The organism is Pseudomonas sp. MHK4 (genome assembly GCF_054600775.1).
Genome location: NZ_BAAIAK010000001.1, coordinates 1,053,194 through 1,079,487 on the forward strand (window position 1 = coordinate 1,053,194; position 26,294 = coordinate 1,079,487).

A 26,294-nucleotide genomic window follows, 5' to 3' on the forward strand; every position below is an offset into this window, starting at 1 on the left:
GTCATTGCACGCCGCGTGATCGGTGGATGCCCAAGGTAATCAGGTAGCGTTCTTCTGTGGGGCGTTTGTCGTACGTGAAGCGACTGACCACCAACATCAGCTGGTACTTGTCACCCGCTCGCCAATAGGCCGTTCCGCCTTTGTTCTCATCGCGCAATTGGGCCCGCCATTGCGGGGTGTCGGCGAACGATGGGAAATCCTTGACCCGGATGGGTACCCAGCCAGTGTTGCGCCATTGCTCCTGCAGATTCAGCACGACCTTGAGGGTGTCGTCGAGCAACAGTGGCTCGACTTGTGGGGACATGCGGACACCATCGATCAACTCATCATCGTACATTACCGTAAAAAAACGGGCCAATGGAGTTACAAAGCCGTACTGGGGATCAATGAAACGCAGGCGCGCATCTGATTTCGGAACACTGAACCATGAGTGCCCCGGTATGGCTGGATCGATTCTTGCGCTGGAGCGCTGGCGCATATCTTCGTGCGGCTCGCCAATCACGAGAGCGATTTCCGGCTCGTCCGAAAATATTTGAATCGCCGCCAGCGTCAAGACGGCGGCGACTGCCAACGCACAACGTCGCCAGCCCAAGCGTTGCAGCAGGCTCATTGCACACCCCGTGATCGGTGGATGCCTAAAGTCATGAGGTAGCGCTCTTCTGTGGGGCGCTTGTCGTACTTGAAGCGGTTGACCACCAGCATCAGTTGGTACTTGTCACCTGCTCGCCAGTAGGCCGTTCCGCCTTTTTTTGCATCCCGCAATTGGGCTCGCCATTGCGGGGTGTCGGCGAACGATGGGAAGTCATTGACCCGGATGGGGACCCAGCCAGCGTTGCGCCATTGCTCTTGCAGATCCAGCACGACCTTGAGCGTGTCGTCGAGCAATAGTGGCTCGACTTGTGGGGACATGCGGACACCGTCGATCCGTTCATCACGTCCAAAGCCTACGGTGAAGAAGCGGGCCAGCGGGGTCACAAAACCATACTCAGGATCTGCGAAACGCAGTCTGGCATCAGAATTGGGAACATTGAACCAGGAGTGTCCCTGTATGACTGGGTCAATTTTTGCGCTGGAACGCTGGCGCATGGCTTCGTACGGCTCGCCAATTACCAACGAAATTTCCGGTTCATCCGATAGAGCCTCAATCGCTGTCCACGTTAGGAAGGTAGCGACCGCCAGTGCCAACACGCCGCGTCGCCAGCCGAAGCGATGCATCAGCCTCATCGGACGCCTCCACCCCAGGCGATATCCCGAATCGATTGCTCAATCTGCTCGCGCTGGTCGCCGATTAGCAGATCATCAAACTGCTGCGCCGCCCTGAGCACGAAGGGCATGCGTTGGTTGATATCGGCCAAGTTGGCAACGGGGTTGTTGCCAAAACCAATAGTGCGCCCGTCATCGACGGGGCTGCATTGGCTGGCCAGCGTCAGTTCGATGGCTTGGGCAGCACCGGAGGGCAGGTTGGTGACGTATGAGGCATGGTTACCGCGCAGCAGCCATTTCAGCCCCCAGTTGTCATACATGGCGGGTTGCAGAATATTTCGCTGCTCGTGTTTGGCCAGATGCTCAACACTTTCGGCGATGTTACCCGCCTCAATTGCCTCAAAGGCCAGGAGAATTTCATCATGGTCAACTCCGAATTTTAGTGTTTCCTCTCCGACCGGCCACAGCACCGGATACTCACCACTGCCATAAATGTTTTTCCGCGAGGCCAGACAATCCTTCAGCGCCTCCAACCCACGTTCCCTGTAGAACACATGCAACGGATACACATCCAAAAACAGCGTGGTATTGCCCATCGCCAACATCTCGTACACAAACCGGTACATCCGTTGCGAGTACGACAACGGACTGTCGGCACCCCAATGGGTGAAGCCCCGCAGTTTGTCGCGGTTGGCCTGATCGTACTCGTGCTGGCGCTGCTCGAACTCACGAATTTTCGCGCGTTTTTCCCGCTCACTGCGGCTAAACAAACCACCCAGTCCTTGTCTGGCACTGTCTCTCAGTTGCTGTATCGCCTGTTCTTCCGCTTGCATCTTCTCGATCGTCTCGGCTGCGTGCAGCAACCCACAACCCACCTGTTTCGAGGCGAAAGCCGCCAGCCCGGCCCACTGGAATCGCGAATCGAGGCGCCACAACTGCGCATAGGCAGCATTGATCGCCTTGTTGCGCGCCTTGGGGTCGGCGATTAGCTTGCCGCCCGGTGCCACGACGTTTTCGACCCGAAGCTGGTACTCGCGCCAAAGGTTTTCACAGACCATCCCGGGCCGTTCGCCGAGCGTCGGTGAGGGCGCCCGCGCTGAAGTGAACCCAGATTGACGCGGCGCGACCGGGTTGTTGGGGGCAACGGGCGCGGCCTCCTGTTGCGGGGCACTCCTCACGGCATGCGGTGAAGCACCCTGACTGGACTCATAGGTGGCGGTGGTAAACGAGGGGTAGAGCCCGGCCTTGCAGGGGCAGCTGCTGTGGCTGTCCAGCGAGCCAGCGAACAGCCTGCCATGGCTGTTCATGTACGAGATGCCACCGACGATTTCATAGGTTTCGTCGTTCTTGCCACAGGAAACCGGGTCACCTGCGCGAGCATGGGCGAAGCCAAACATCATGATGCGGGTATCGGTGTCCAGCACCTTGCCACCGCAACTGGTCTTGTCGCCCTTGCGAATGAAATACCCCTTGGCCATGGCTGCAACTCCTTGTCTGATGACGATCAAATTGCCCGCGCTCCCAGGGGGTCGAGGCATGGCAAAATGCCGCGCACAGGGTTCTATGCGCGGGTGTCAGGCGTAAATCAGACGTTTCCTTGTCTGCTGTAGGTCGATTCCGTAATCGGGTCGGTGCTGGGAGTCGCTGCGACGAAGGTGCTAGGCTCTACCCCGAATCCTGCGCTCGGTGAAGGAAGGTTTATGCTGAAGTTTCTCGCTCTGTTCACGCTGCTGGCATCCGCCACTGTCCACGCTCAATCCCCCCTGCAAACCGATCTGCCGCTCAAGTACCTGGAGCAGGCCAACCCCGATTCCCACGCGCAGCCGCTGGTGATTTTTCTCCACGGCTACGGCAGTAACGAGCGGGATCTGTTCGGCATCAAGGATGAGTTGCCCAGCGAGTACAACTACTTGTCGGTGCGGGCGCCGATGGTGATGCAGGAAGGGAGTTACCAGTGGTTTCGCAAAAAAGGCGAGGGTGCCTACAACGGCGAAACCGATGACCTGAAGTCCAGCGGCCAGTTGCTGCTGGAGTTCGTCGTACAGGCGGCGAAGAAATATCACACACAACCGGAGAAGGTGTTCCTGGTGGGTTTCAGCCAGGGGGCGATCATGTCCTACGAAGTGGCCCTGCGACATCCCGAGGCGGTGGGCGGAATAGCCGCGTTGAGCGGGCGGATTCTGCCGGTGCTCAAGTCTGAATTGAAGCCGGATGAAAAACGCCAGTCACTGGCGATTTTCATCGGCCATGGCGCGGCAGACCAGCGTCTGCCCTTGAGCGATGGCACCGAGGCCAACAGCCTGTTGCAGAGCGTGTCACTGGAACCCGAGTTCCACGCCTACCAGGGTGTCGGCCACAGTATCAGTACCGAAGAACTGCATGACTTGAGCGCCTGGTTGCAACGCCGCAACCCTTGAGGCTCATTTGCCGCTGACGATCTGCTTGATCAGGGTTTCGTGGGCGGCCATGTCGCCGGGGCGGGAAATGACCTGAATCACCGTCATGTGGTTTCCCGATGCCGCCATCAACGTGGTGTTGAGGGTCATGCCGCCGCCCTGGGTGGCGGTGCTGTCGACCTGGCGCACGCCCAGGCCTGTTTTCTTCAGGGTCAGGCTTTTTTCACTGAGCTTGTTGTAGTCCGCCAGGGCCTTGTGTTGCGCCGCGTCGAAGTCGGCCGCTGTGCCGTCGAGGAATTCACCGTCGTTGTCCTTGACCTTGACCCCCTCGGGAAGGCTGTTCTGCGCAGCGATCACCACGGTCTTGGTGGTTTCATTGGAATACATGGTGCCGCTTGCGCCGGTGGGGCTGGCGGGCAACGGGTTGGCAACGAAACCCTTGGGCAGGGTGAAGGTGAACTTGCCGTCGAGCAGCGAAACTTTCTGGCCCTGCACCGTCTCCTTCGCAGGGGCCTTGGCCGCCTGCACATTAAAAGCCCCCAGGCTGGCAGCCGCTGCCAGCAACAGGACAACGGCTTTTTTACTCAACAGTGACATCGGAATCTCCAGGGATGGTCGCGCGGTGGGTGGCGATCATCCCATGGAGGTTGTGACGCATTCCAGTGTGGGCTAACGGACGGTCACTCCAGAGAATCCGGCGCAGCTACACGTCCGCATATCGGCAACGGCTTACTCAGCCTGGTTCTGCGGAAACAGGTTACGACGGGTTTCTTCGTCGAACTCGGCTTTAAGCACCAGTTTCTCTTTCAGGCCCTGGGCGCGTCGGGCTGCCGGGCGGGCGCTGATTTCATCGAACAGGCGCTTGACGTTCGGGTAGGCCGCCAGGCCGTTTTCGCCGAGGATGTAAGGTGCGTAGTTGGCCCAGCCCCAGAGGGCCATGTCGGCGATGCTGTAGGTGTCGCCGGCCAGGTACTGATGGTCGGCCAGACGCTGGTCGAGCACGCGGTAGTGGCGTTCGACTTCCTTGAGATAACGGTTTTTCGCGTAGGGCAGGTCTTGCGGCGCGTGATGGAGAAAATGCACGGCCTGGCCGGAGAAGGGCGACAGGCCGGTGGCGATGAACATCAGCCACGACAGCAGTTCGGCGTTACCGGCGGCGCTTTGCGGCAGGAAGCGCTGATGCTTTTGCGCCAGGTGCAGCAGGATGGCCTGGGAGTCGAAGACTGTCGCGTCGCCATCGACCAGGGCCGGAACCTTGGCGTTCGGGTTGATCGCGAGGAAGGCTGGCAGGTGTTGCTCGCCCTTGAAGGTGTCGACGCCGATCAGCTCATAGGGCGTTTGCAATTCTTCGAGCAACAGGGCGACTTTCATCGGGTTCGGCGAAGGATGGAAAAAGAATTTCATGGTAGAGGCCTCAGTCGGGAGTGGTGTGGAACTGAGGCTGATGGTGGGGCAAACCTGTTCGATTGACGTACGAGGATGCTGCATTACTCGTTCGAAATTGTTGAACGTGTTGCAAGCGGAGCGGGTTTTGCCAGTAACCGCCGGGTGACGCCGAGCATGGCCACCGAGACGGCGACTCCAACACCAAAGCCCATCAGGCCCAGGCTGGGCACGGTCAGTGTTACGACCAGGCAGAAAGCCGAAAATGAATACATCCCGGTGGCCGTCGCCCGCAGCAATGCGGCGGTAAACGCCGGGCCTCGGGTTTGCTGGGAGAACACGGCCATCACGCTGCCAAGCACCGGGAACACGGCGAGCAGGCCGCTCCAGCGGTCGCCGACGCTGCTGGCGAGCCAGGTGACGGCCAGGGTCAGCAAGGCGCCGGCGACCATTCGCAGCAGCAGTTTGTCGGACTTCGGTGCCGGGCCTGAAACAATCGGCTGCACCGCCGGGAACAAGTATGGCGCGGCCAGCAGTGCAGTGGCGGCGGCAATGATCGAGAGGGGCAGCGACGGCGGGAGCAACGACAGGACCACGGCGACCAGGGCCCAGACCAGCAACGAGAGCGTCAGTGCCAGTGGCCATTTTGCCCGTTGTGCGACCTGCGCATAGGTCACGCAGAAGGCAATCATGGCGAACATCGCCGACAGCGCGGCCATGGCCGATTGGGCGGCGAACGCCTGGCCCTGCTCGATGGCGAGGAAGAACAGAATCGGCCCGACCACCACCGGCAATCCCGACAACCAACCCGCCACGCTTGGCCCCCAGCGTTTGCCGGCCAGGGAAATGAGCAGCAGAAAGCCTGGAATCACCAGCAGTTTGAGCATCAACACGTGCACTTCTCCGTCCTGTGAGTGGCAGCAACGGTAGCATTTTGCGGGGTGATTTGCTCTACAGGTTGGCGGGTTTTGTATACAAAGCTATATCCGCTGGCTCCTGCAATGAAATGCGTCTACATAGAGATCTCTTCCACCTGCGGATGGATCATTGCGTGAAATTCAGTCTACCCAGCGTTGGCACTGCGCCATTTTGCCCGCCGGAGGTGGCGGGGACCGTTGCCGTCGACCCTGGTGCCTCGTTCTTCAAGCGGGTCCTGCGCTTTGCCGGCCCCGGTTTGCTGGTGTCTATCGGCTACATGGACCCGGGCAACTGGGCGACCGCCATCGAGGCCGGGTCGCGCTTTGGCTACAGCCTGCTGTTCGTGGTGCTGTTGGCGAGCCTGGCGGGCATGGTGGTGCAGTGTTTGTGTTCGCGGCTGGGGATCGCCACCGGCCGCGATCTGGCGCAATTGTCCCGAGAGCGCTATAGCACCCGCACCGCGCGCACCCAGTGGCTGTTGGCGGAAATCTCGATCATTGCCACCGACCTCGCCGAAGTGCTCGGTTGTGCCCTGGCGTTTCATCTATTGCTGGGGTGTTCGCTGACATTCGGCATTGCCCTGACGGCGTTCGATACCTTGCTGGTGCTGGCCTTGCAGAATCGGGGCTTCCGGCGCCTGGAAGCGATCATGCTGGTGTTGGTGGCGACCATTGGCCTGTGTTTTTTCGTCGAGTTGCTGCTGATCAAACCCTACTGGCCCGACGTTGCCCAAGGCTTCAGGCCATCGCTTGCGGCCATCAGCGATGCGGCGCCGTTGTACCTGGCCATCGGCATTCTGGGCGCCACGGTGATGCCGCATAACCTCTACCTGCATACCTCGATCGTCCAGACCCGGCTGATTGGCAAGGACCTGGCGAGCAAGCAGGATGCGGTCAACCTGGCCCGCATCGACACCATCGGTTCCCTGGCGCTGGCGCTGCTGGTGAATGCGGCGATCCTGATCCTCGCCGCTGCGGCGTTTCATCAGAGCGGGCATACCGATGTGGTCGATATACAGGACGCCTATCACTTGCTTGATCCGTTGGTGGGCGGGGCGTTGGCCAGTGTGCTGTTTGGCGTTGCGCTGCTTGCTTCGGGGCAGAGTTCGACCTTCACCGGCACCATCGCCGGCCAGGTGATCATGGAAGGGTTCCTCAACCTGCGGCTGCCGTGCTGGCAACGACGCTTGATCACCCGTGGGTTGGCCTTGATTCCGGCTTTCGTGGGCGTCTGGCTGATGGGCGACGACGCGGTGGGCAAGCTGCTGGTGCTGAGCCAGGTGGTGCTGAGCCTGCAGTTGCCGTTTGCGCTGTATCCGCTGATCCGCATGACCAACGATGAAAAGCTCATGGGACCCTTTGTCAATCGCCTGCCGACCCGGGTGTTGGCGTGGGGTCTGTTCGTCGTGATCAGTGGGGCGAACAGCTGGTTGATCCTGCAGCTTTTCAGCTGACGATCATTTTTCAGGACCGACAAAAAGAACCCGGTACGACGTGAATCGTACCGGGTGTTTTGCCAGGCGGTCGCGGATCTTCGTGGGTCCCCGCGCCGTCTGTTAAACGCTGTCGGCTTAAGCGCGTTCGAGCGCCAATGCCACGCCCTGACCACCACCGATGCACAGGGTGGCGAGGCCTTTCTTGGCGTCACGCTTGATCATTTCATGCAGCAGGGTCACCAGCACGCGGCAACCCGAGGCACCGATCGGGTGGCCGAGGGCGATGGCGCCGCCGTTGACGTTGACTTTGTCCAGGTCCCATTCCAGGTCCTTGGCCACGGCCAGCGATTGCGCGGCGAAGGCTTCGTTGGCTTCGATCAGCTCAAGCTGGTCGATGGACCAGCCGGCCTTGTCCAGGCAGCGGCGGGTGGCCGACACCGGGCCGATGCCCATGATCGCCGGATCGACGCCCGCGTTGGCGTAAGCAGCGATTTTCGCCAGTACCGGCAGGCCCAGGGCCTTGGCCTTTTCGGCGCTCATCAGGATCACGGCGGCGGCGCCATCGTTCAGCGACGAAGCGTTACCGGCGGTCACCGAGCCGTCCTTCTTGAAAGCAGGCTTGAGCTTGCCCAGGGATTCGGCGGTGGTGCCGGCCCGTGGCTGCTCGTCGGTGGCGAAGGACAGTGGATCGCCCTTGCGCTGCGGGATCAGGATCGGCGTGATTTCATCGACAAAGCGTCCACCTTCGATGGCAGCCACGGCTTTGTGCTGCGAGGCAGCGGCGAAAGCGTCCTGTTGCTCACGGGTCAGGTTGTACTTCTCGACCAGGTTCTCGGCGGTGATGCCCATGTGGTAATCGTTGAACGCATCCCACAGGCCGTCGCTGATCATGGTGTCGACGAGTTGCGCGTTACCCATGCGCAGACCGGTGCGGGCGCCAGGCATGACGTAGTTGGACAGGCTCATGTTTTCCTGGCCGCCGGCAATGATCACCTCGGCATCGCCGCAGCGGATCGCCTGGGCGCCCAGGTGCAGGGCCTTGAGGCCTGAGCCGCAGACCTTGTTGAGGGTCATGGCTGGCACGGCGAATGGCAGGCCGGCCTTGATCGACGCCTGGCGCGCAGGGTTTTGCCCGGCGCCGGCGGTCAGTACCTGGCCCATGATCACTTCGTCGACTTCGGCCGGGTCCAGGCCGGTTTGCGCCAGCAGCTGACGGATCACCGCCGCGCCCAGGTCAACGGCGGATACGTTCGCCAGGGAACCCTGGAAACTGCCGATCGCGGTGCGCGTGGCGGCAACAATGACGACTTCTTGCATGGAATGATTCCTCACTGGTCAGCAAACTGCATTTCGGGCACATGGTCCGGGACGATCAGTTTACCAGCGGTTTTGGCGACGATTTCCTCGACGCTGACACCCGGTGCACGCTCTTTCAAAATGAACGCACCGTTTTCGATTTCCAGGTAGGCCAGGTCAGTCAGCACGCGCTTGATGCAACCGGCACCGGTCAGCGGCAGGCTGCAGTGATCCAGCAGCTTGGACTCACCGTCCTTGGACGCGTGGGTCATGATCACGATGATGTTGTCTGCGCCAGCCACCAGGTCCATGGCGCCGCCCATGCCCTTGACCAGTTTGCCGGGGATCATCCACGAGGCGATGTTGCCTTGTACGTCGACTTCAAAGGCGCCCAGTACGGTCAAGTCGACATGGCCACCGCGGATCATCGCGAAGGACTCGGCGGAGGAAAAGATCGAGGCGCCGGTACGGGCGGTCACGGTCTGCTTGCCGGCGTTGATCATGTCGGCATCGATGGTTTCTTCGGTCGGAAACGGACCCATGCCAAGCAGGCCGTTCTCCGACTGCAGCATGACTTCCATGCCTTCGGGGATGTAGTTGGCGACCAGGGTCGGAATGCCGATGCCCAGGTTCACGTAGAAGCCGTCCTGCATTTCGCGGGCGACGCGTTGAGCCATTTGTTCGCGGGAAAGTGCCATTGTTGTTATTCCTTCATTCGGTCCGGGGGCAGGGGATCACTTACGTACGGTGCGCTGTTCGATGCGCTTCTCGAACGTGCCGCAGATGATCCGGTCGACGTAGATGCCAGGGGTGTGGATCTGCGCCGGGTCCAGCTCGCCGGGTTCGACGATTTCTTCGACTTCGACCACGGTGATCTTGCCGGCGGTAGCGGCCAGCGGGTTGAAGTTCTGGGCGGTATGGCGATAGATCACGTTACCGAAATGGTCGGCTTTCCAGCCTTTGACGATGGCGAAGTCACCGGTGATGGACTCTTCCATCAGGTACTTGCGGCCATGGAATTCGCGGACTTCCTTGCCGTCGGCAACCGGGGTGCCGACGCCGGTGGCGGTGAAGAAGGCCGGGATGCCGGCGCCGCCTGCGCGCATTTTTTCAGCGAGGGTGCCTTGCGGGGTCAGGGTGACTTCGATTTCGCCCTTGAGCAGTTGCTCTTCGAACAGCTTGTTTTCGCCGACGTAGGAGGCCACCACTTTGCTGATCTGGCGGTCGGTCAGCAGAACGCCGAGGCCGAAACCGTCGACGCCGCAGTTGTTGGAAACCACGGTGAGGTCGCGGGTGCCCTTGCGCTTGATCTCGTTGATCAGGTTTTCCGGGATACCGCACAGGCCGAAGCCGCCAGCGATCACGGTCATGCCGTCTTCAAGACCGGCCAGGGCTTCCTCGTAGGAACTCACGCGCTTGTCGAAACCTGCCATATGCACCTCTTTTATTCTTTGTGGGCGGCTGGCTAGCCGAATGGGATGAGTGTCGCGCTATCAAATTGATTTGTTAAGTTGATTTTTAAGGTTGATTAATAGATAAAACTCAACAGTGTAGGAGAGCGTGATTAATGTAGTTACCCTGGAGAGCCTGCGCATGACCGTCAAGCAGATCCGTGCCTTCCTGGCTGTGGCCCAGAGCCTGAGCTTCGCGGTGGCCTGCGAACGCCTGCACCTGTCGCAATCGGCGCTGAGCCTGACCATCAAGGCCCTGGAAGAAAGCCTGGGCGGGCGCTTGTTCACCCGCAACACGCGCAATGTGGCGCTGACCGCCGAAGGCGAAGCCTTGTTGCCGCTGGCGCGCCGCCTGATCGCCGATTGGGACAATGCCGAGGATGAACTGCGCCAGCGTTTCACCCTGCAGCGCGGGCGTGTGACGCTGGCGGCCATGCCGTCGTTTGCCGGCAACCTGCTGCCGCCGATCCTCAAGACATTCCGCGCGCGGTACCCAAAAGTCAACGTCACGGTCAACGACGTGATCAACGAGCAGGTACTGGAAATGGTCCGCGACCGCCAGGTGGAACTGGGCGTGGCGTTCGAGCCGACCCAGAGCTCGTCGCTGCAGTTCACGCCGTTGTACATCGATCGCTTCGTGGCGGTGGTGCCCGCTGATTCGCCGTTGGTTGAGCTGGATGAAGTCGACTGGTTGACCTTGCTCAAGGAGCCGTTCATCACGTTGCAGCGACCGTCGACGGTGCGAGTGATGCTGGAGGAACACTTGCAGGCCCGGGGCATGAAGTTGCCGGTGGAGTTCGAAAGCCATCAACTGGCGACAGTGGGGCGGATGGTTGCCAGTGGGTTGGGCGTGAGCGCCGTCCCCGCACTGTGCGCCGGGCAAATGCGTGAACTGGGTGCGCGTTGCATAACCTTGCGCGACCCGGTGGTGGAACGGGCGCTTGGGGTACTGACCTTGCCAGGAGGGGAGTTGTCGGCGGCGGCGCAGGCGTTGTTTGATGTGCTGAAAGAGGAAAACCTCGGCGAACGCTACATTCGGTAAATACCTCCACCTGTAGGAGCTGGCTTGCCAGCGATGGCGTCCGCAAGATCGCCATCGCTGGCAAGCCAGCTCCTACAGGTGGGGAGGTCTTCAGTCATTGAGGCGTTGGGCCAGTATGGGCAAAAGCTGTTCGCACGACCCCTCGATCTTCATATCCAGAATCCCGTCCGCCCGGGTCTTGCCCAGGTTGATCGCCAGCAGCGGCTTGCCCTGATCCACCACGGCCCGGCACAGGCGAAATGCCGAATATGCCATCAGCGACGAGCCGACCACCAGCAACCCGGCCGCCTTTTCCACCGTGGCCATCGCTTTTGCCGCGGTTGCCTGTGCGACGTTCTCACCAAAGAACACCACGTCCGGCTTCATCCTCTCACCGGCGCAATGCGGGCAATGCGGAACCTGGAAGCGTGCTTCGAAGGCGGCGTCCAGCAGGGTATCGCCGTCCGGGGCCTGCACCGCGTCAACGCCCGCCAGGTAAGGGTTCTGCGCTTCCATCAATTGCTGGATCGAATCGCGCTCGCTGCGTTTTCCGCAGTCCAGGCACAGCACCCGGTGCAGGCTGCCATGGAGTTCGATCACGTCATGGCTGCCGGCCTGGTCGTGCAAGGTATCGACGTTCTGGGTGATCAAGCCGCCGATTCGCCGGGTGCTCTGCAAGCGGGCGAGGGTATCGTGGGCCACGTTCGGTTGCGCCTGACGCACCCGTGGCCAGCCGAGCATCGCCCGCGCCCAGTAACGCCGGCGGGATTCCGGTGCCGAGAGAAACTCCTGATACATCATCGGCTGACGGCCACGGCGCACACCCTGGTTGTCGCGATAGTCGGGAATGCCCGACGGGGTGCTGATGCCGGCGCCGGTCAGGACCGCGAACGGCTCGTCGGCCATCAGGTGCTGGAGGCGATCGAGTTGTTCGTGGATCAGACTGTCGAGCATCTTCAACACTCCGGGACCCTGTAGGAGCGAGCTTGCTCGCGAAGGTGTGTCAGCCACATAAATGTACCTGATACACCATCGCGAGCAAGCTCGCTCCTACAAAGTCAGGGTGTTTATTTCCGCGCCTCCAGGATCAGGTTGAACGGCGTTTCCGTGGCCCGGCGGAAACTCGAGAACCCGGCTTCGCTGAACACCTTGCGCAACCGCGCCTCGCCTGCCTGGGCGCCGAGGCCGAGGCCGACTTCCTGGGACAGCGAGTTGGGCGTGCAGATGAAGGTCGAGGCGGCATAGAACAGCCGGCCGACCGGGGTGATGTTGTCGTCCAGCGAGTCGTTGGCGAAGGGTTCCACCAGCAATACCGTACCGTCCGGTTTCAACGACTGAAAGGCATGCTTGGCCGCGCCCACCGGGTCGCCCATGTCGTGCAGGCAGTCGAAGTAGCAGACCAGGTCATAGTCATCGCCGGGGTAGCTCTTGGCCGTGCCCTGGAAGAACTGCGCGCGGCCGGACACGCCACCTTCTTCGGCGCGCTGGGTGGCGACGGTGACGGACGGCGCATGGTAGTCGAAACCGACGAACCGCGAATTCGGGTACGCCTGAGCCATGATCACCGTCGACGCACCGTGGCCGCAGCCGATGTCGGCGACTTTGGCGCCTTCCTCCAGCTTGGCCACCACGCCGTCCAGGGCCGGCAACCATTCGGCGATCAGGTGTGCCTTGTAGCCGGGCCGGAAGAAGCGTTCGGTGCCGCTGAACATGCATGGATGGTGATCGCCCCAGGCCAGGGCGCCGTCGCCGCGCATGGCCTTGACCAGTTTGTCCTTGTCATGGAAAAACGATGCAACCACCCCGATGCCACCCGCTATGTAGACCGCAGAGTCTTCGATGGCCAACGCCAGGGCTTGCTCTTCGGGCAGGCGGAACTGGCCATCGCGGTGTTCCATGTAGCCAGAAGCCGCGTGGGCGCTCAGCCATTCGCGCACCAGGCGGGGGTTGCAGCCGGTCTTGTCGGCGAGCACTTGGGGGCTGACCGGCTGGCTATCGGCCATGGCCCGGTACAGGCCGAGCTCTTCACCGAGGATGACGTTGGCAAGCATCGCCGCACCGCCCATGTCACCCACAAGTTTGCCCATGAAATCGTTGAGTCTGGCCTCGTCCATCACGTGTGCTCCTTTGGAAGGATCACGGTCCGGAGGCTTTGTTCGTCCGGGCGGTGGTCGTGGGAATGAACAGGACGCTGAGCAGGTCCTGTGTGCATTAAGTTTAGTTCGCAGGCCGAAAGCCGTTTTTCCAGGCGACGAAGGTCCCTGTGGGAGCGGGCTTGCCCGCGATAGCGGCGTGTCAGGCACCAAATATCCTGGATCTGCTGGCCTCATCGCTGGCAAGCCAGCTCCCACAGGGATTGTGGTCATCCGCAAATGTGTGTGTATCCCACTGTATCTAACCGGCCTCTGGATACAGTGCCCACTCATTGCAGGCCACCCCCGAACACAGACCAGATACAAACCTGCGCTGAACTGTGAGGACCATTCGCTCCCGACACCGAAGGTGATCACCATGACAACGCTTGTGCCTCAACCCACTCTCAACGCCACGCCGGTCAATCGCCTGCGGGTCGATCGCTACACCAACGGCATCATTGGCCCGAGTCAGCCGATGCTCGGTCCACTGGCCGACGGCGGCACCCTGATCACCGGGACGCCCCCAGGTTGCTGGGGGCCGATGATCACGCCGGCCTTCGAGGGTGGACATGAAGTGACGCAGCCGGTGGCCATCGCCGGGGCGCAAATCGGCGATGCCGTGGCGATCACGATCAAAAGCATGCGCGTCACGTCGCTGGCCACTTCGTCCGGGGTCATGAGCTTCGTCGAGGGACGCTATAACGGCGATCCGTTCGTCTCCAAGTTCTGCGCCAAGTGCGGCACCGAGCATCCGGCCAGCCATGTCGAAGGCATTGGCGAGGACGCGATCCGCTGCAACCACTGCGGTGCCGAGGTCAGCGCCTTTCGCTTCAGCCACGGTTATGTGATTGTGTTCGACGCGCAGAACCAGGTCAGCCTGACGGTCAACCAGGGCATCGCCAATCAACTGGCCGGCAACGCCAGCGAGATGTCGGCGCTGCCGCAATTCGCCGCGCAGCATTCGATCCTGTCCCTGGCCCGCGCCGATATCCCCGGCGTCGCCGCGCACATGCGCCCGTTCCTCGGCAACATCGGCACCATGCCCTCCCGGGATATCCCCGATTCGCACAACTGTGCCGACTTTGGCCAGTACCTGATCAACGCCCCGCACCGCTTCGGCATGAGCCGCGAAGAGCTGCACGCGGCCAAGACCGACGGCCACATGGACACCAATTCGATCCGCGAAGGCTGTGTGCTGATCTGTCCGGTGAAGGTGCCGGGGGCGGGAGTGTACATGGGGGACATGCATGCGCAGCAGGGCAACGGCGAGATCGCCGGCCACGCCACCGATTGTTCCGGGGAAACCGAGGTGGTGGTGCAAGTGGTGAAAAACCTGACGCTGGAAGGGCCGATCCTCCTGCAGAACCTCGATGACCTGCCACCGATGGCGCGGCCGATGAATGCCGAGCAACGGGCGAAAGTCCGCGAGCTGGGCGAGCGTTGGGGGCAACACGAGATCGAACAGAGCGGCCCGATCACCTTCATCGGCAGCGGCGAGAACCTCAACCTGGCGGTGGAGAACGGTTTGACGCGCGCCGCCGCAGTCACTGGCCTGCCTTATGACGAAGTGCTCAATCGCGCCACGATCACCGGCTCCATCGACATCAGTCGCCTGCCAGGCACGGTGCGCGTGACCTTCCTGTGCCCGATGGACGTGCTCGATGCCATGGGCATCGGTCATCTGGTGCGCGAGAAGTACGACCTGGCGTAATGCCGGGCAGCGGGTCTGTATCAAAGTGTATACAGACCCGCTGCCGATACATGCCTTGCGGTTTTCTCTCAGCTCGCCACACAAGCCCGATACATCGCTTCGATTAACTGTGATGACGTTCTGACAACCTTGGAATCGACATCATGCAAACCTCCTTCACATCCACCAAGGCCAGCGCCGGGCTCGGCCTGCGTCGCGGCTTGATCAAGGACCTGCTGGCCGCCCCGGCCGGCCATTTCAATTTTCTCGAAGTTGCACCGGAGAACTGGATCGGCATCGGTGGCGCCCACGGCGCGGCGTTGCGCACCCTGGCCGAGCGCTATCCGTTGTCCTGTCACGGCTTGTCCCTGTCCCTGGGCGGGCCCTCGCCACTGGACGTCGAGTTTCTCCGGGAGGTGCGGGTTTTCCTCGATCACCACCAGGTTCCCCTGTACAGCGAGCACCTGAGTTACTGCAGCGACGACGGCCACCTGTATGACCTGTTGCCGTTGCCCTTCACCGAGGAAGCGGTGCATCACGTCGCCGCGCGCATCCGCCAGGCCCAGGACATTCTCGGCCGCCGCCTGGCGGTGGAAAACGTTTCTTACTATGCCGCCCCGCAGCAGGACATGGACGAGGTGACCTTCACCAACGCCGTGCTGCGCGAAGCCGATTGCGACCTGTTGCTGGACGTCAACAACGTGTACGTCAACTCGATCAACCACGGCTTCGATCCGCGCACCTTCCTGGCCGGGATCGATGCGAACCGGGTGGTGGCGATGCACATCGCCGGGCACTTCGATGAGTCCGATACCCTGAAGATCGACACCCATGGCGCGTCAGTGAAACCGGCGGTGTGGTCGCTACTGGCCGAGGCCTATGGCCGATTCGGCGCGCAACCGACCCTGCTGGAACGGGATTTCAACTTTCCGGCGTTTTCCGAACTGGTCGCCGAGTTGCAGACCATTCGCCGCTTGCAGACCGAGGAGGTGAACCATGGCTAAGCGCACGCTGCATGAACAGCAAAACAGCATGGGCCTGTACTTGCGCGACCCCGAGCGCTACGCGCCACCGACGGAAATGGACCCGGCGCGGGCCGGGGTGTATCGCGACCTGGTGTTCGCCAACCTGTCGTCGTTGATCAGCGGCACCTTTCCGGTCCTGGTGAAGATTCTCGGCGATGAGCACTGGCGGGCGCTGGTGCGGATCTTCCTGCGCGACTACCGCGCCCACACTCCGAAATTCGGCGAAATCGCCGAGGAGTTTGTAGAGTTTCTGGCTTGCGAGCCTGAGGCATTGGCCGATGGACCCTGGCCGCCGTTCATGGTTGAGCTGGCACATTACGAATGGGTGGAAATGGCCCTGCAACAATCCGAGGCCGAGCCGCTGGCCTGCGGCGATACCGAGGGGTTGCTGGATCGTCCGTTGCAGGTTTCGCCGTTGGCCTGGCTCTTGGCGTATGCCTGGCCGGTGCAGTTGGTCGGGCCGCAGTTTCAGCCTGATGCACCACTGGATCAGCCGACGTTGCTGTTGGTGCGCCGGGATCCGGATTTCAGTGTGAAATTTTCAGAATTGAGCCCGTTGGCGTTTCGGTTGTTGCAGCGTATCGAGGAATTTCCCGGGCAGACCGGACGTGTGCATCTGCAGGGGTTGGCGGCGGAGGCGGGGATGACGGATTCTGTGGCGTTCATGGATAGCGCAATGGGCTTGTTGCGGCAGATGCAGGGGGAGGGCGTCGTTGCCTGAAGGAAAACTGATCGTTCCCATGCGCGTGGGAACGATCAGTTTGAAGGTATCAGCCGCGCAACTTGAGCTCCGCACACAACCCACCACCCTCGCGATTGCTCAACGTTAACGACCCTCCGATCGCCAATGCCAGCTGCTGCGCAATTGCCAGGCCCAACCCGGTACCACCGGTGCTGCGGTTGCGCGAATTCTCCACGCGGTAGAACGGTTGCATGACCTGGGCCAGTTCCGCTTCGGCAATCCCCGGTCCGCGGTCCATGACCTTTACCGACACGCCGCCATCGGTTTGCTTTTCCACCAGCAGCTCGGCCGCTCCGGCGAATTTGAGCGCGTTGTCCGTCAGGTTCACCAGCACTCGCCGCAAGGCGTGGGGGCGGGTGTCGATGACGGTGGTGCTTTTGCCGATCAGCTGCACTTGCTTGCCCATGTCCTGATAATCGAACACCAGGCTGTCGAGGAACGAGTCCAGGTCGGTGCGCCGGCTTTCTTCGGTGGCGCCATGGACGCTGCGGGCATAGGCCACGCCTTCGCGCACCAGGTGTTCCATCTCGCCCAGGTCGTTCCACAGCTTGTCTTTCTCCACCGAGTCGTCCATGAATTCGGCGCGCAGTTTCATCCGCGTGATCGGCGTCTGCAGGTCGTGGGAGATCGCCGCCAGCAGTTGCATGCGTTCTTTCAGGTAGGCGGCGATACGGACCTGCATGGCATTGAAGGCCTTGGCGGCGTGGGCCACTTCGGTCGGGCCTTTTTCGTCCAGCAGCACCGGGTGGGTGTTGGGGTCGAGGGTGTCCACGGCTTCGGCGAGGCGGGTCAGGGGGCGGATGGCGATCCGCACGGCCAGCCAGGTGCAGGCAAGCATCAGCGCCAGTTGCCCGAGCAACACCATGGGCAGCCAGGGCGACAGCGGTACCATCGAAGGCCGTACGTCGATGGTCAACGGGCTGCCGTCCGCCAGTTTCAGGTGCACCTGGAAGTGTTTAACCGGCCCTGGAATATCGGTGAAGGTCATCGGGTAATCCTTGCCGATGGCGTCCTTGATCGAGGCCATCGCGATGGGCGCATTGGGCGTGTCCATGCCCATGGGCGTACCCGCCGAGCCCTCGCTGAGCAAGTAACGGTAATTGCGCCGCTCCAGTTGCTGCAGCCAACTGGCGCGCTCCTCGCTGGGCAGGCGATCGAGGATGGCAATGGAAGTCGAGACGTCGGTTTCCAGATTGCCGAGCATGGTGTTCTTCGCACTTTCGTAGCGCTCGTAATACTGCGCACCGAAGGACAGCGCCTGGGCGAGGATCAGGCCGATCAGGAAGATCAGCGACAGCCTTGACGCCAGGGTGCGGGGCCAGCGCAGCGAACGGTTCATGCTGGCGCACCGACGATTTCCACCGGCAGGGAAAACACATAGCCCTCGCTGCGCACGGTCTTGATGTAGGCCGGTTCGCGCGCATCGTCCAGCAGGCGCTGGCGCAGGCGACTGACCAGCAGGTCGATGGAGCGATCGAACAGGTCGGCGTCGCGGCCCTGGGTCAGGTTGAGCAACTGGTCGCGATTGAGCACCCGCTGCGGGTGATCGAGGAACACCCGCAGCAACCGATACTCGGCACCGCTGAGGGCGACCATGGTGCCGTCGCCATCGAGCAGGTGCCGGGCGGAGGTGTCCAGGCGCCAACGACCGAAGGCCAGCAGGCGGCTGGATTCGGTCACCACCAGGTTCGGTGGCAGCATGCGCGTGCGACGTAGTACGGCGTTGATCCGGGCCAGCAGTTCACGGGCGGCGAAGGGTTTGACCAGGTAGTCGTCGGCGCCCATTTCCAGGCCGATGATGCGGTCGGTTTCATCGTTGCGCGCGGTGAGCATCAATACCGGGGTGGCCTTATGCTTGCCCGTGCGCAGCTCGCGGCAGAGCATCAGCCCGTCGTCGCCGGGCATCATGATGTCCAGCACGATCAGGTCCACCGGCGTGGATTCGAGGAAGCTGCGCATCTGCCGGCCATCGGCCACGACCGTGGTGCGCAGGCCGTTTTTCTTCAGGTAGTTGCCCACCAGTTCTCGTATCTCGCGGTCATCGTCAACGATGAGGATGTGATCGACGTGCTCCATGGGAGTTGCCTCTGTCAGTGGGGGATGTCGCACAGTCTATCGAGCCTTGGCCCGCTCGCCCGCCGCCCTTTGTATTGCAGTGTATCTGGCCCGTGGGCGGATACACGCCGACGCAAAAACAGGTATTTCCCGGGGTTTTGTATCCCTCTGTATCCCGGCCCGGTCCAGATACTTGCCGATTTACCCGCGCCTGTTCCCGACACAAGCGGGATACCTCACGGGCTTTTAATAGGTTCCAACGAGGCAAACCAGACCGCCTCTACCCAACCAACGATCTACGTGTCGAACCTTGAGGAAACCACCATGAACACCAAAGCCATCTACGCCGCTTGCCTGTTTGCCGCCCTGAACATCTGCACCTTGTCGGCCCGTGCCGAAGCTGATGTTACCCCGATGAGCTACAGCTACGGCACGCACCTGGATATCAAGCAAGTAGTGTCGCTGAAACAGGATGCCTCGCCTTCCTGCGGCGTGGTCAATGCGCAGCTGACCTACCTGGATTCCCAGAGCAAGACCCAGGTCCTGGACTACCGCAAATTGGCTGACAACTGCAACTCGGACAACTGAGTCCGGTAATCACGACGCCGATCCCCTGCAGGAGCTGGCTTGCCAGCGATGACGGAGGCACATTCACCATGGGTGTGACCTGTTGACCGCTATCGCTGGCAAGCCAGCTCCTACAGGGGGCAATAAATGCCACCCGAAATTTTCCAAGGTGATCCCCATGTTACTCATCGCTTTCCTGGGCGGCATATTGACCGTCCTCAGCCCCTGCATCCTCCCGGTCGTGCCGTTCCTGTTCGCCGGTGCCGACCGTACGCGCTCCTCGATCATGTTGACCCTCGGCGGCATGGTCCTGACGTTTGCCCTGATCTCCAGCCTGGCCGTGGTCAGCAGTGAATGGGTAATCGAAGCCAGCAACACCGGGCGCCATGTGGCCCTGATCGTGATGGTGCTGTTCGCCCTGTCGCTGATTTCCGCGCGGGTCGGCGACTGGTTGGCGCGTCCGTTCGTTGCCCTGGGTAATCGGATCGACCCCAACAGCCGCAAGATGTCCGGTCCGCTGAGTTCGGTGATGATCGGCGTCGCTACGGGGTTGCTGTGGGCACCGTGTGCCGGGCCGATCCTCGGGGTGATTCTCACCAGCGCCATGCTCCAGGGCGCGAACGCCGGGACCAGCCTGTTGCTGGTGGCCTACGGCCTGGGTAGCGCATTGTCCCTGGGCACCCTGATCTTCGCCGGTCGTGGCCTGGTCAATCGCCTGAAACCGTCGATCCCGGTCACTGGCTGGCTGCGTCGGGGTGCCGGTGTCGCGGTGTTGGCCGGTGCGGCGGTGATTGCCACCGGAGCCAACGATGTGCTGCTGGCCAACACCTCGTCCGAGGGTGTCAGCAGCGTCGAGAAAGGCTTGCTGGAAACCGTGCCGAAAGTCGTCGACTACTTCGTCAGCAAGGTCAAGGCCGAGTCCATGGACAACGCCCAGGGCGCCATGCCGTCACTGAGCGGTGCGGTGCAGTGGCTCAACTCACCAGCGCTGACCAACGAGTCGCTCAAAGGCAAAGTGGTGCTGGTGGACTTCTGGACCTTCGACTGCATCAACTGCAAGCACACCCTGCCGTACGTCAAGGACTGGGCGAAGAAGTACGAGAAGGACGGCCTGGTGGTGATCGGCGTGCACACCCCCGAGTACGGGTTCGAGCGCATCATCGACAACGTCAGGGACAAGGTGAAGGAATACGGCATCACCTACCCGGTGGCGATCGACAACGACTACGCGATCTGGCGCAACTTCGACAACCAGTACTGGCCGGCTCACTACCTGATCGATGCCAAGGGGCAGGTGCGGTACACGCACTTTGGCGAGGGTAGCTATGAGACCCAGGAGAAGGTGATTCAACAATTGCTGGAAGAGGCGAAGGCCGCTGCTCCAGCGGCTTGAAAGCAATAGACCGCATCAATGGCTCACCTCACCGTGGGCCATTGTTCGTTTCTCCTGGCTGCGCCGCCACGCCGCTGGCGGCGCCCCGTACTCACGGCGAAAGGCCCGGCTGAACGCCGTGTCGGTCTGGTAACCCACTTCTTCGGCGATGCGTATCAACGAACTGTTACTGCTGCGTAACAGGTTGGCCGCCAGCAACATGCGCCATTGCGTCAGGTACTGCATCGGCGTAACCCCCACCAGTTGCGCAAAGCGTTCCGCGAGGACTGATCTCGAGGTGCCAGCCGTGCGCGCCAGTTCATCCAGGGTCCAGGCATGGCAGGGCTTCTTGTGCAAGGCGTTGAGGGCCGCACCGACGATCCGGTCGTTCACCCCGGCCAGCCAACCGGTCCGACCCTCGCCGAGTTCGTGCATGTACAGGCGCAGCACTTCGATGAACAGCACCTCGGCCAGTTTCGCCAGCACGCCTTCGCCCCCAGGCCTTGGCGAGCGCGCTTCGGCCAGGGCATAACGCACCGAAGACTCCAGCCAGATGCCGGCGTTCGAGCCACGCACATTGACCCTGACCACGGGCGGCAGCCCAGCCAGCAACATGCCGGCCAACCGCGTGTCGCAGGCCAGGTAACCGCACACCAGGCGCGTCACCGCGCCGCCACCGCCATGACTCAACTGCCGCGGGCGCCGCGCCAGCACCTCATCGAGCCGCGCACCGCTGGCGGGGGGCAACCCGGGTCGCGAACTCATGCGATGGGCGTGTCCCTGGGGGAAGATCACCACGTCGCCGGGGTTGAGCAGCAACGGCGGATCATCGCCCAGTTCGACGTAGCACTCACCCTCGGTGATCAAGTGAAAGATCACCACCCGTTCCGCGCCAGGTTCCAGGAACGGCGCCGCGGTGTCTGCGCTTGGTGACTGATAACACCAAGGCGCGGTGAACCTGGCGTTGATGAAAATCGCGCCGACCAGGCGGACGACGCGCAGGGTCTGTGACAGGGCGTCCATGGGTGTATTTCCGTGCGGGGGTTCCTGATTGTGAACGCGTCACGGCATAACGTGAATTCTCCGGACGATCGGGCAAGGTTGGCCGACGATCGGACAGGACGTCAGTGAGCGGCGGAGAGATAGTTCGCACACAGGGCCACCGGGCCCTGTCATCAATAACAATAAAGTGAGGTTGCCATGCCCAAGTTCGTCATTGAACGCGAGATTCCAGGCGCCGGAGCACTGTCGGAAAGGGATTTGAAAGCCGTCTCGCAAAAGTCCTGCAAGGTGTTGCGCGATTTGCCAGAAGTGCAATGGCTGCAGAGTTATGTCACGGGCGACAAACTGTATTGCGTGTACATCGCGCCAAACGAGGAGCTCATCAGGGAGCATGCCAGGCAGGGCGGCTTCCCGGCCAATCGCATTTCCCAGGTCATGAACATCATCGATCCGACCACGGCTGAGTGAGCGTGCGCCCGATCCTGTTCCAAACCAGAGATTGTCTCCATGAGTACACCTATTGATCTTGCTGCCTTGAAAACCCGCCAAATGGCCGCCTGGGCCAGTGGCGACTACGCCGTGATCGGCACCACGTTGCAGATCGTCGGCGAGCAACTGGCCGAGGCCTGCGACCTGCTGTGCGATGAGCAGGTGCTGGATGTCGCCGCCGGCAACGGCAACGCGACCCTGGCCGCCGCGCGTCGCGGTTGCCGGGTGATGTCCACCGACTACGTCGCCGCACTGCTCGAACGCGGCGAAGACCGCGCCCGGGCGGAGCGCCTGAACGTGACCTTCCAGGTGGCTGACGCCGAGGCGCTGCCATTCGCCGATGGCAGTTTCGACGCCGTGCTTTCAACCTTCGGCGTGATGTTTGCCCCCGATCAGGCCAAGGCCGCTTCGGAGCTGGCGCGGGTGTGTCGCCCGGGCGGGCGGATCGGCTTGGCCAACTGGACGCCGGAAGGTTTCGTCGGCCAGATATTCAAGACCCTGGGGCAGCACATGCCGCCACCCCCCGGCGCGCAACCGCCGTCGTTGTGGGGCACTGAAGCCTGGCTGCACACGCACTTCGACGAGCGCGACTTCCTGCTGCAGGTCACTCGCCGGACCTTCAACTTCCGCTATCGCTCGGCCGAGCATTTCATCGACACCTTCCGCAGCTGGTACGGCCCGATCCACAAGGCCTTCGCGGCACTGCCCCCCGATGGCGCCAAGGCCCTGGAAGACGACCTGACCGAACTGCTCAACCGGCTTAATAGGGCGGGCGAAAAGTCGATGGTGGTGCCCAGTGAATACCTTGAGGTGGTGATTACGAGGCGTTGAGCCCTCTCGGCCACGGATGGCCGATGGCGGCGGGCCCCCTGTATGAGCAGCCGGTCGACGCTCGATTGCTCGCGAAAAACCTGAGAGCACCGCGGTGTATCAGGGGGCCCGCGTCATCGTTGATCTCCATCGCGAGCAGGCTCGCTCCCACAGTAGATCGGGTACGGCCGCAGTAGATGGGGCGTCTGGCAGGACGCCTTCGCTGGCAAGCCAGCTCCTACAGTAAATAGGGTACGGCCGTGAGCTGCGTGGACAACCTCCGCCCCGGTTTGCGCGGGGAGCCGAGCCGCACGATAGGGATAGGCATGGCGCTTTATTTGAGCCGCGATTCGTCGAACCACTCAAGCGCCGTGCGCCAGAAGCAGATCCCCAGAAAGTACGCCGACATCAACAGCCAAAGCCCCATGACCAGGGGATTGATCACCGGGTGGTTGAGCACCAGTGACAGGCTGCACAGCAGCCAGATCGCCGTCACGGCAATGTTGATCGGCATGAAGCGGCGCACCCGGAACGGATGCAGGAATTTCATCCGGGTCAGCGTCAACAGCGCCAGGCCGATCACCGTCAGGAAAGTGATCCAGGGGGACGGCGCGATGATGTACAGGCACAGGGCAACCACGTTCCACGCGGCGGGGAAGCCCTGGAAATAGTTGTCCTTGCTTTTCATGTTGACGTTGCAGAAGCAGAACAGCGACGACACCAGGATAAGCGACACGGTCAACAGCAGCGTGTAGTCCGGCAGCGGGATGTAGCGATAGATGAACAGTGCCGGGATGAACACATAGGTCAGGTAGTCGATCACCAGGTCGAGAATCGAACCGTCGAAACTCGGCAGTACCGTCTGCACATTGACCTTGCGTGCCAGTGCGCCGTCCAGGCCATCGACGATCAGGGCCACGCCCAGCCACAGCAGGCAATTGGTCGGCTGGTTGTCGAGCAGGGCGAGGGTCGCCAGGAAGGCGGTGACCACGCCGGTGGCGGTAAAACCATGGGCACCCCAGGCTTTGAGCCTGGCGATGTGTAGGGTCGATATCACGGGGGCGCTCTCCAGAAAGTGCAGCAAGCCAGTCATCGCCCTCATCTGGCGGGCGGCGGCAAACCGGGTAGGGTTGCAGGTATCGACCGGGTATCCGGGAATAAGGTTCACCACCTATGAATCTTAGCTGCGCCGCAAAAAAATACTGCGGATAAATCGGTGCGGTGTCAGCCAGACGGTGGTAGCACATTTACCCGCGAGGGCTATCGTTGTCTGAATGGATTACTCCCTTCGATGAGGACGTCGTCATGAACACCAGCGATCTGCTCGAACAATTACTGCGGGCCGGCCAGGGCTCGATGGCGCAACAGGGCGGCGGTGGTGCGTCGGCTCAAGGCGGCATGGGTGACCTGGGCGGACTGCTCGGTGGACTGTTGGGCGGTGGCGGCGCCAGCAATGCCGGGGCGGGCGGCATGGGTGGCCTGGGCGGATTGCTCGGCGGCTTGCTGGGCGGCGGTTCGCCAATGGGCGGTGCGCCGCAATCGCGCTCCGGCGGTGGTACCAATTATGCAGCGCTGGCCTCGCTGGGGATGATGGCCTTCCAGGCTTATCAAGCCTGGCAACGCAGCCAGGCCGCGCAGCAACAACAGGCGCCGCAACAGGCGATGCGTACGGTGGACATGCTGGCCGGGCCGGAAGTCGAGGAACACAGCCATGCGATCCTGCGCGCATTGATAGCGGCGGCCAAGGCCGATGGCCGGATCGACGATGCCGAGAAGCAGATGATCGGCAAGGAAATCGGCCGTCACACCGACGACCCGGAGCTTCAGCAATGGCTTGATGAGGAAGTCGCCAAGCCGCTTGACCCTGCCAAGGTGGCACAGTCGGCAACCGACCCCGGTATGGCCGCCGAGATGTACCTGGCCAGCGTGATGCTGGTGGATGATCAGCAGGATGCCGAGCGTAATTACCTGGATGAACTGGCGGCGGCGCTGGGCATAGAGCCGGACCTGCAGGTGCATCTGGAACAGCAGGCCCACGGCACCGCCTGACGAAACGCATACCCTTGCAGGCGCTGCCGCAGGCTGCGATCTTTTGATCTTGAAAAACCAAGGTCAAGAGATCGCAGCCTGCGGCAGCTCCTATAGGGATGACGATCAAGCGTTCGGCGGTTCGGGCACCAGGAACGTCACGCCAAAGCGCTCGGCCACCTCGAATATCCGCGGCAGGTCCTCGGGTACCTTGAACTGATCCATCGCGGTAAAAAACTGCCCGCCCCGGGGATCGGACACCACGCCAATCATCTTTGCAGTGGGACTGACGTTCTTGTAGGCATGGATCGACCCGGCCGGAATATGCACGTAGCCGCCGGCCGAGACGACGTCGGATTTGCCTTCGACGGTCACCTCGACCTGACCCTCCACCACGTAGAACGCCTCGTCCCACGGGTGAAAGTGCGGGGGCGGGCCGCCACCTTGCACGCCTTCCTGGATGTGCATTTCAAAGGGTTTGCTCAGATCGCCGCCGGCCAGGACAGTGATCGTTTCGCCAACGACATTGACCGGTGCCGGTGGGGCTTGCAGGACGTGAACCGTGCGCATGATTGCTCTCCGCAGGTGAGGCTGCACCCGCCGATTGTAGGCGCTTGAACGCCTGCCGACAGCCGCGGCACGGGACCGTCTGTCCGAGCAACTTTTGCGTCAGAAGTCGAAGAACACGGTTTCCGCTTCGCCTTGAACGTGAATATCGAAGCGGTAGGCCAGCTTGCCATCAACCGTGCAACGGCTGGCCACCAGGGTTTCGCGGCGATGGGGTTGTTCGATCAGGTTCAATACCGGATCTGCCGCATTCGCCTGGGGTTCGTCGTCGAAATAAACCCGCGTCTGCAGGTGGATGTTGATGCCCCGGGCAAACAGGGACACGTTGATATGGGGGGCCATGGGTACGCCTGAGGCGTTTTTCACCACGCCGGGCTTCACGGTTTTCACCGTCCATTCACCGACATCGGTCGTCGCGGTACGGCCAAAACAATTGAACGGTTTTCCCAGGTCGAAAGCGCTGTCGTAGACGCCTTCGTGATTGGCCTGCCAGCACTCCAGGAACGCGTCACGAATCAAGTGACCATTGCCGTCATACACGTGGCCCAGCAGTAAAATGTGCTCACCGGGTGCGCCGGGTTTGGCCATTTCGTTGCAGATTTCCTGCTCACGCGGCGCGTTGCCGGCCGCTTCCAGCGCGAGGCCGATATGGACATAGGGGCCGGCGGTTTGCGACGGGGTTTCAGGCAGAAGTTGAACGGGCATGCGC

Annotated in this window: 28 protein-coding genes; 11 read left to right on the forward strand and 17 right to left on the reverse strand. The window is 61.8% G+C overall.

Annotated elements, in window-relative coordinates:
- Position 1: 1 nt before the first annotated feature.
- From ACYP2Q_RS04550 to ACYP2Q_RS04560, 3 genes are read right to left on the reverse strand one after another with little or no spacing between them, the layout of a single operon-like run.
- Positions 2–610, reverse strand: a complete 609-nt coding sequence (locus tag ACYP2Q_RS04550; RefSeq protein WP_459729394.1) for a hypothetical protein — start codon at positions 608–610, stop codon at positions 2–4.
- Positions 607–1,224, reverse strand: a complete 618-nt coding sequence (locus ACYP2Q_RS04555) for a hypothetical protein (RefSeq protein ID WP_459729395.1) — start codon at positions 1,222–1,224, stop codon at positions 607–609. Before ACYP2Q_RS04555 ends, ACYP2Q_RS04550 begins: the two co-directional genes overlap by 4 nt.
- Positions 1,221–2,681 carry a PAAR domain-containing protein gene (locus ACYP2Q_RS04560; protein WP_459729396.1) on the reverse strand — a complete coding sequence of 487 codons (1,461 nt, stop codon included), beginning with the start codon at positions 2,679–2,681 and terminating at the stop codon, positions 1,221–1,223. The genes ACYP2Q_RS04555 and ACYP2Q_RS04560 overlap by 4 nt, the downstream gene beginning before the upstream one ends.
- A gap of 222 nt (positions 2,682–2,903) precedes the next feature.
- On the opposite strand from ACYP2Q_RS04560, the gene ACYP2Q_RS04565 reads away from it, so the two are divergent.
- Positions 2,904–3,620: an alpha/beta hydrolase gene (locus ACYP2Q_RS04565; RefSeq protein ID WP_459729398.1), complete on the forward strand. Its 717-nt coding sequence runs from the start codon at positions 2,904–2,906 to the stop codon at positions 3,618–3,620.
- 3 nt (positions 3,621–3,623) lie between these two features.
- Here ACYP2Q_RS04565 and ACYP2Q_RS04570 read toward each other — a convergent pair whose 3' ends face one another.
- From ACYP2Q_RS04570 to ACYP2Q_RS04580, 3 genes are all read right to left on the reverse strand, one after another.
- Complete coding sequence (locus ACYP2Q_RS04570) at positions 3,624–4,196, reverse strand: DcrB/PsbP domain-containing protein (protein ID WP_459729399.1); 573 nt, start codon at positions 4,194–4,196, stop codon at positions 3,624–3,626.
- Positions 4,197–4,328: 132 nt separating this feature from the next.
- A complete protein-coding gene (locus ACYP2Q_RS04575; RefSeq protein WP_459729400.1) occupies positions 4,329–5,003 on the reverse strand; it encodes a glutathione S-transferase family protein in 675 nt (224 codons plus the stop codon).
- Positions 5,004–5,086: 83 nt separating this feature from the next.
- Positions 5,087–5,875 carry a hypothetical protein gene (locus ACYP2Q_RS04580; protein WP_459729401.1) on the reverse strand — a complete coding sequence of 263 codons (789 nt, stop codon included), beginning with the start codon at positions 5,873–5,875 and terminating at the stop codon, positions 5,087–5,089.
- Between the two features lie 158 nt (positions 5,876–6,033).
- Here ACYP2Q_RS04580 and ACYP2Q_RS04585 point away from each other — a divergent pair, with 158 nt between their 5' ends.
- Entirely contained in the window at positions 6,034–7,353 is a 1,320-nt protein-coding gene (locus ACYP2Q_RS04585; protein WP_459729402.1) for an Nramp family divalent metal transporter, read from the forward strand.
- Positions 7,354–7,470: 117 nt separating this feature from the next.
- On the opposite strand, the gene ACYP2Q_RS04590 is transcribed toward ACYP2Q_RS04585, so the two are convergent.
- The 3 genes from ACYP2Q_RS04590 to ACYP2Q_RS04600 are packed head-to-tail and all read right to left on the reverse strand — an operon-like array spanning position 7,471 to position 10,064.
- Complete coding sequence (locus tag ACYP2Q_RS04590) at positions 7,471–8,652, reverse strand: acetyl-CoA C-acetyltransferase (protein ID WP_459729403.1); 1,182 nt, start codon at positions 8,650–8,652, stop codon at positions 7,471–7,473.
- An 11-nt stretch (positions 8,653–8,663) separates the two neighbouring features.
- A complete protein-coding gene (locus ACYP2Q_RS04595) occupies positions 8,664–9,329 on the reverse strand; it encodes a CoA transferase subunit B (protein WP_027925229.1) in 666 nt (221 codons plus the stop codon).
- A gap of 36 nt (positions 9,330–9,365) precedes the next feature.
- Positions 9,366–10,064, reverse strand: a complete 699-nt coding sequence (locus tag ACYP2Q_RS04600) for a CoA transferase subunit A (RefSeq protein WP_034150336.1) — start codon at positions 10,062–10,064, stop codon at positions 9,366–9,368.
- A gap of 160 nt (positions 10,065–10,224) precedes the next feature.
- On the opposite strand from ACYP2Q_RS04600, the gene ACYP2Q_RS04605 reads away from it, so the two are divergent.
- A complete protein-coding gene (locus ACYP2Q_RS04605) occupies positions 10,225–11,124 on the forward strand; it encodes a LysR substrate-binding domain-containing protein (protein ID WP_459729480.1) in 900 nt (299 codons plus the stop codon).
- A 90-nt stretch (positions 11,125–11,214) separates the two neighbouring features.
- Here the strand turns inward: ACYP2Q_RS04605 and ACYP2Q_RS04610 are convergent, their stop codons facing one another.
- Both ACYP2Q_RS04610 and ACYP2Q_RS04615 read right to left on the reverse strand, forming a co-directional pair.
- Positions 11,215–12,057: an NAD-dependent protein deacetylase gene (locus tag ACYP2Q_RS04610; protein WP_459729404.1), complete on the reverse strand. Its 843-nt coding sequence runs from the start codon at positions 12,055–12,057 to the stop codon at positions 11,215–11,217.
- 113 nt (positions 12,058–12,170) lie between these two features.
- On the reverse strand, positions 12,171–13,217 hold the full coding sequence (locus ACYP2Q_RS04615; protein WP_459729405.1) for a class I SAM-dependent methyltransferase: 1,047 nt from the start codon (positions 13,215–13,217) through the stop codon (positions 12,171–12,173).
- A 397-nt stretch (positions 13,218–13,614) separates the two neighbouring features.
- Between ACYP2Q_RS04615 and ACYP2Q_RS04620 the strand changes: the two genes are divergently transcribed.
- From ACYP2Q_RS04620 to ACYP2Q_RS04630, 3 genes are all read left to right on the forward strand, one after another.
- Entirely contained in the window at positions 13,615–14,949 is a 1,335-nt protein-coding gene (locus tag ACYP2Q_RS04620) for an acetamidase/formamidase family protein (RefSeq protein ID WP_459729406.1), read from the forward strand.
- Positions 14,950–15,092: 143 nt separating this feature from the next.
- Positions 15,093–15,932, forward strand: coding sequence for an HvfB family MNIO-type RiPP peptide maturase (locus ACYP2Q_RS04625; protein ID WP_459729407.1), 840 nt, complete (start codon positions 15,093–15,095; stop codon positions 15,930–15,932).
- Positions 15,925–16,674, forward strand: coding sequence for an HvfC family RiPP maturation protein (locus tag ACYP2Q_RS04630; protein ID WP_459729408.1), 750 nt, complete (start codon positions 15,925–15,927; stop codon positions 16,672–16,674). The genes ACYP2Q_RS04625 and ACYP2Q_RS04630 overlap by 8 nt, the downstream gene beginning before the upstream one ends.
- A gap of 49 nt (positions 16,675–16,723) precedes the next feature.
- Here the strand turns inward: ACYP2Q_RS04630 and ACYP2Q_RS04635 are convergent, their stop codons facing one another.
- Complete coding sequence (locus tag ACYP2Q_RS04635) at positions 16,724–18,034, reverse strand: ATP-binding protein (protein ID WP_459729409.1); 1,311 nt, start codon at positions 18,032–18,034, stop codon at positions 16,724–16,726.
- On the reverse strand, positions 18,031–18,771 hold the full coding sequence (locus ACYP2Q_RS04640) for a response regulator (RefSeq protein ID WP_046816306.1): 741 nt from the start codon (positions 18,769–18,771) through the stop codon (positions 18,031–18,033). Before ACYP2Q_RS04640 ends, ACYP2Q_RS04635 begins: the two co-directional genes overlap by 4 nt.
- A gap of 303 nt (positions 18,772–19,074) precedes the next feature.
- Between ACYP2Q_RS04640 and ACYP2Q_RS04645 the strand changes: the two genes are divergently transcribed.
- Positions 19,075–19,338, forward strand: a complete 264-nt coding sequence (locus ACYP2Q_RS04645; RefSeq protein ID WP_459729410.1) for a DUF2790 domain-containing protein — start codon at positions 19,075–19,077, stop codon at positions 19,336–19,338.
- Positions 19,339–19,495: 157 nt separating this feature from the next.
- Positions 19,496–20,710, forward strand: coding sequence for a cytochrome c biogenesis protein DipZ (locus tag ACYP2Q_RS04650; protein WP_459729411.1), 1,215 nt, complete (start codon positions 19,496–19,498; stop codon positions 20,708–20,710).
- 15 nt (positions 20,711–20,725) lie between these two features.
- On the opposite strand, the gene ACYP2Q_RS04655 is transcribed toward ACYP2Q_RS04650, so the two are convergent.
- A complete protein-coding gene (locus tag ACYP2Q_RS04655) occupies positions 20,726–21,712 on the reverse strand; it encodes an AraC family transcriptional regulator (RefSeq protein ID WP_459729412.1) in 987 nt (328 codons plus the stop codon).
- A gap of 177 nt (positions 21,713–21,889) precedes the next feature.
- On the opposite strand from ACYP2Q_RS04655, the gene ACYP2Q_RS04660 reads away from it, so the two are divergent.
- Together ACYP2Q_RS04660 and ACYP2Q_RS04665 are read left to right on the forward strand one after the other, a co-directional pair.
- Complete coding sequence (locus tag ACYP2Q_RS04660) at positions 21,890–22,159, forward strand: DUF4242 domain-containing protein (protein WP_459729413.1); 270 nt, start codon at positions 21,890–21,892, stop codon at positions 22,157–22,159.
- A gap of 39 nt (positions 22,160–22,198) precedes the next feature.
- Positions 22,199–23,011: a class I SAM-dependent methyltransferase gene (locus ACYP2Q_RS04665; protein ID WP_459729414.1), complete on the forward strand. Its 813-nt coding sequence runs from the start codon at positions 22,199–22,201 to the stop codon at positions 23,009–23,011.
- Positions 23,012–23,324: 313 nt separating this feature from the next.
- On the opposite strand, the gene pcsA is transcribed toward ACYP2Q_RS04665, so the two are convergent.
- On the reverse strand, positions 23,325–24,047 hold the full coding sequence (gene pcsA / locus ACYP2Q_RS04670; RefSeq protein ID WP_459729481.1) for a phosphatidylcholine synthase: 723 nt from the start codon (positions 24,045–24,047) through the stop codon (positions 23,325–23,327).
- Positions 24,048–24,295: 248 nt separating this feature from the next.
- Here pcsA and ACYP2Q_RS04675 point away from each other — a divergent pair, with 248 nt between their 5' ends.
- The gene (locus tag ACYP2Q_RS04675; protein ID WP_459729415.1) at positions 24,296–25,039 is read left to right on the forward strand and encodes a tellurite resistance TerB family protein; all 744 of its coding nucleotides are present in this window, start codon (positions 24,296–24,298) and stop codon (positions 25,037–25,039) included.
- A gap of 105 nt (positions 25,040–25,144) precedes the next feature.
- Here the strand turns inward: ACYP2Q_RS04675 and ACYP2Q_RS04680 are convergent, their stop codons facing one another.
- Both ACYP2Q_RS04680 and pcaG read right to left on the reverse strand, forming a co-directional pair.
- On the reverse strand, positions 25,145–25,588 hold the full coding sequence (locus tag ACYP2Q_RS04680) for a cupin domain-containing protein (protein WP_459729416.1): 444 nt from the start codon (positions 25,586–25,588) through the stop codon (positions 25,145–25,147).
- Between the two features lie 99 nt (positions 25,589–25,687).
- On the reverse strand, positions 25,688–26,290 hold the full coding sequence (pcaG, locus tag ACYP2Q_RS04685; RefSeq protein WP_459729417.1) for a protocatechuate 3,4-dioxygenase subunit alpha: 603 nt from the start codon (positions 26,288–26,290) through the stop codon (positions 25,688–25,690).
- Positions 26,291–26,294: the final 4 nt, after the last annotated feature.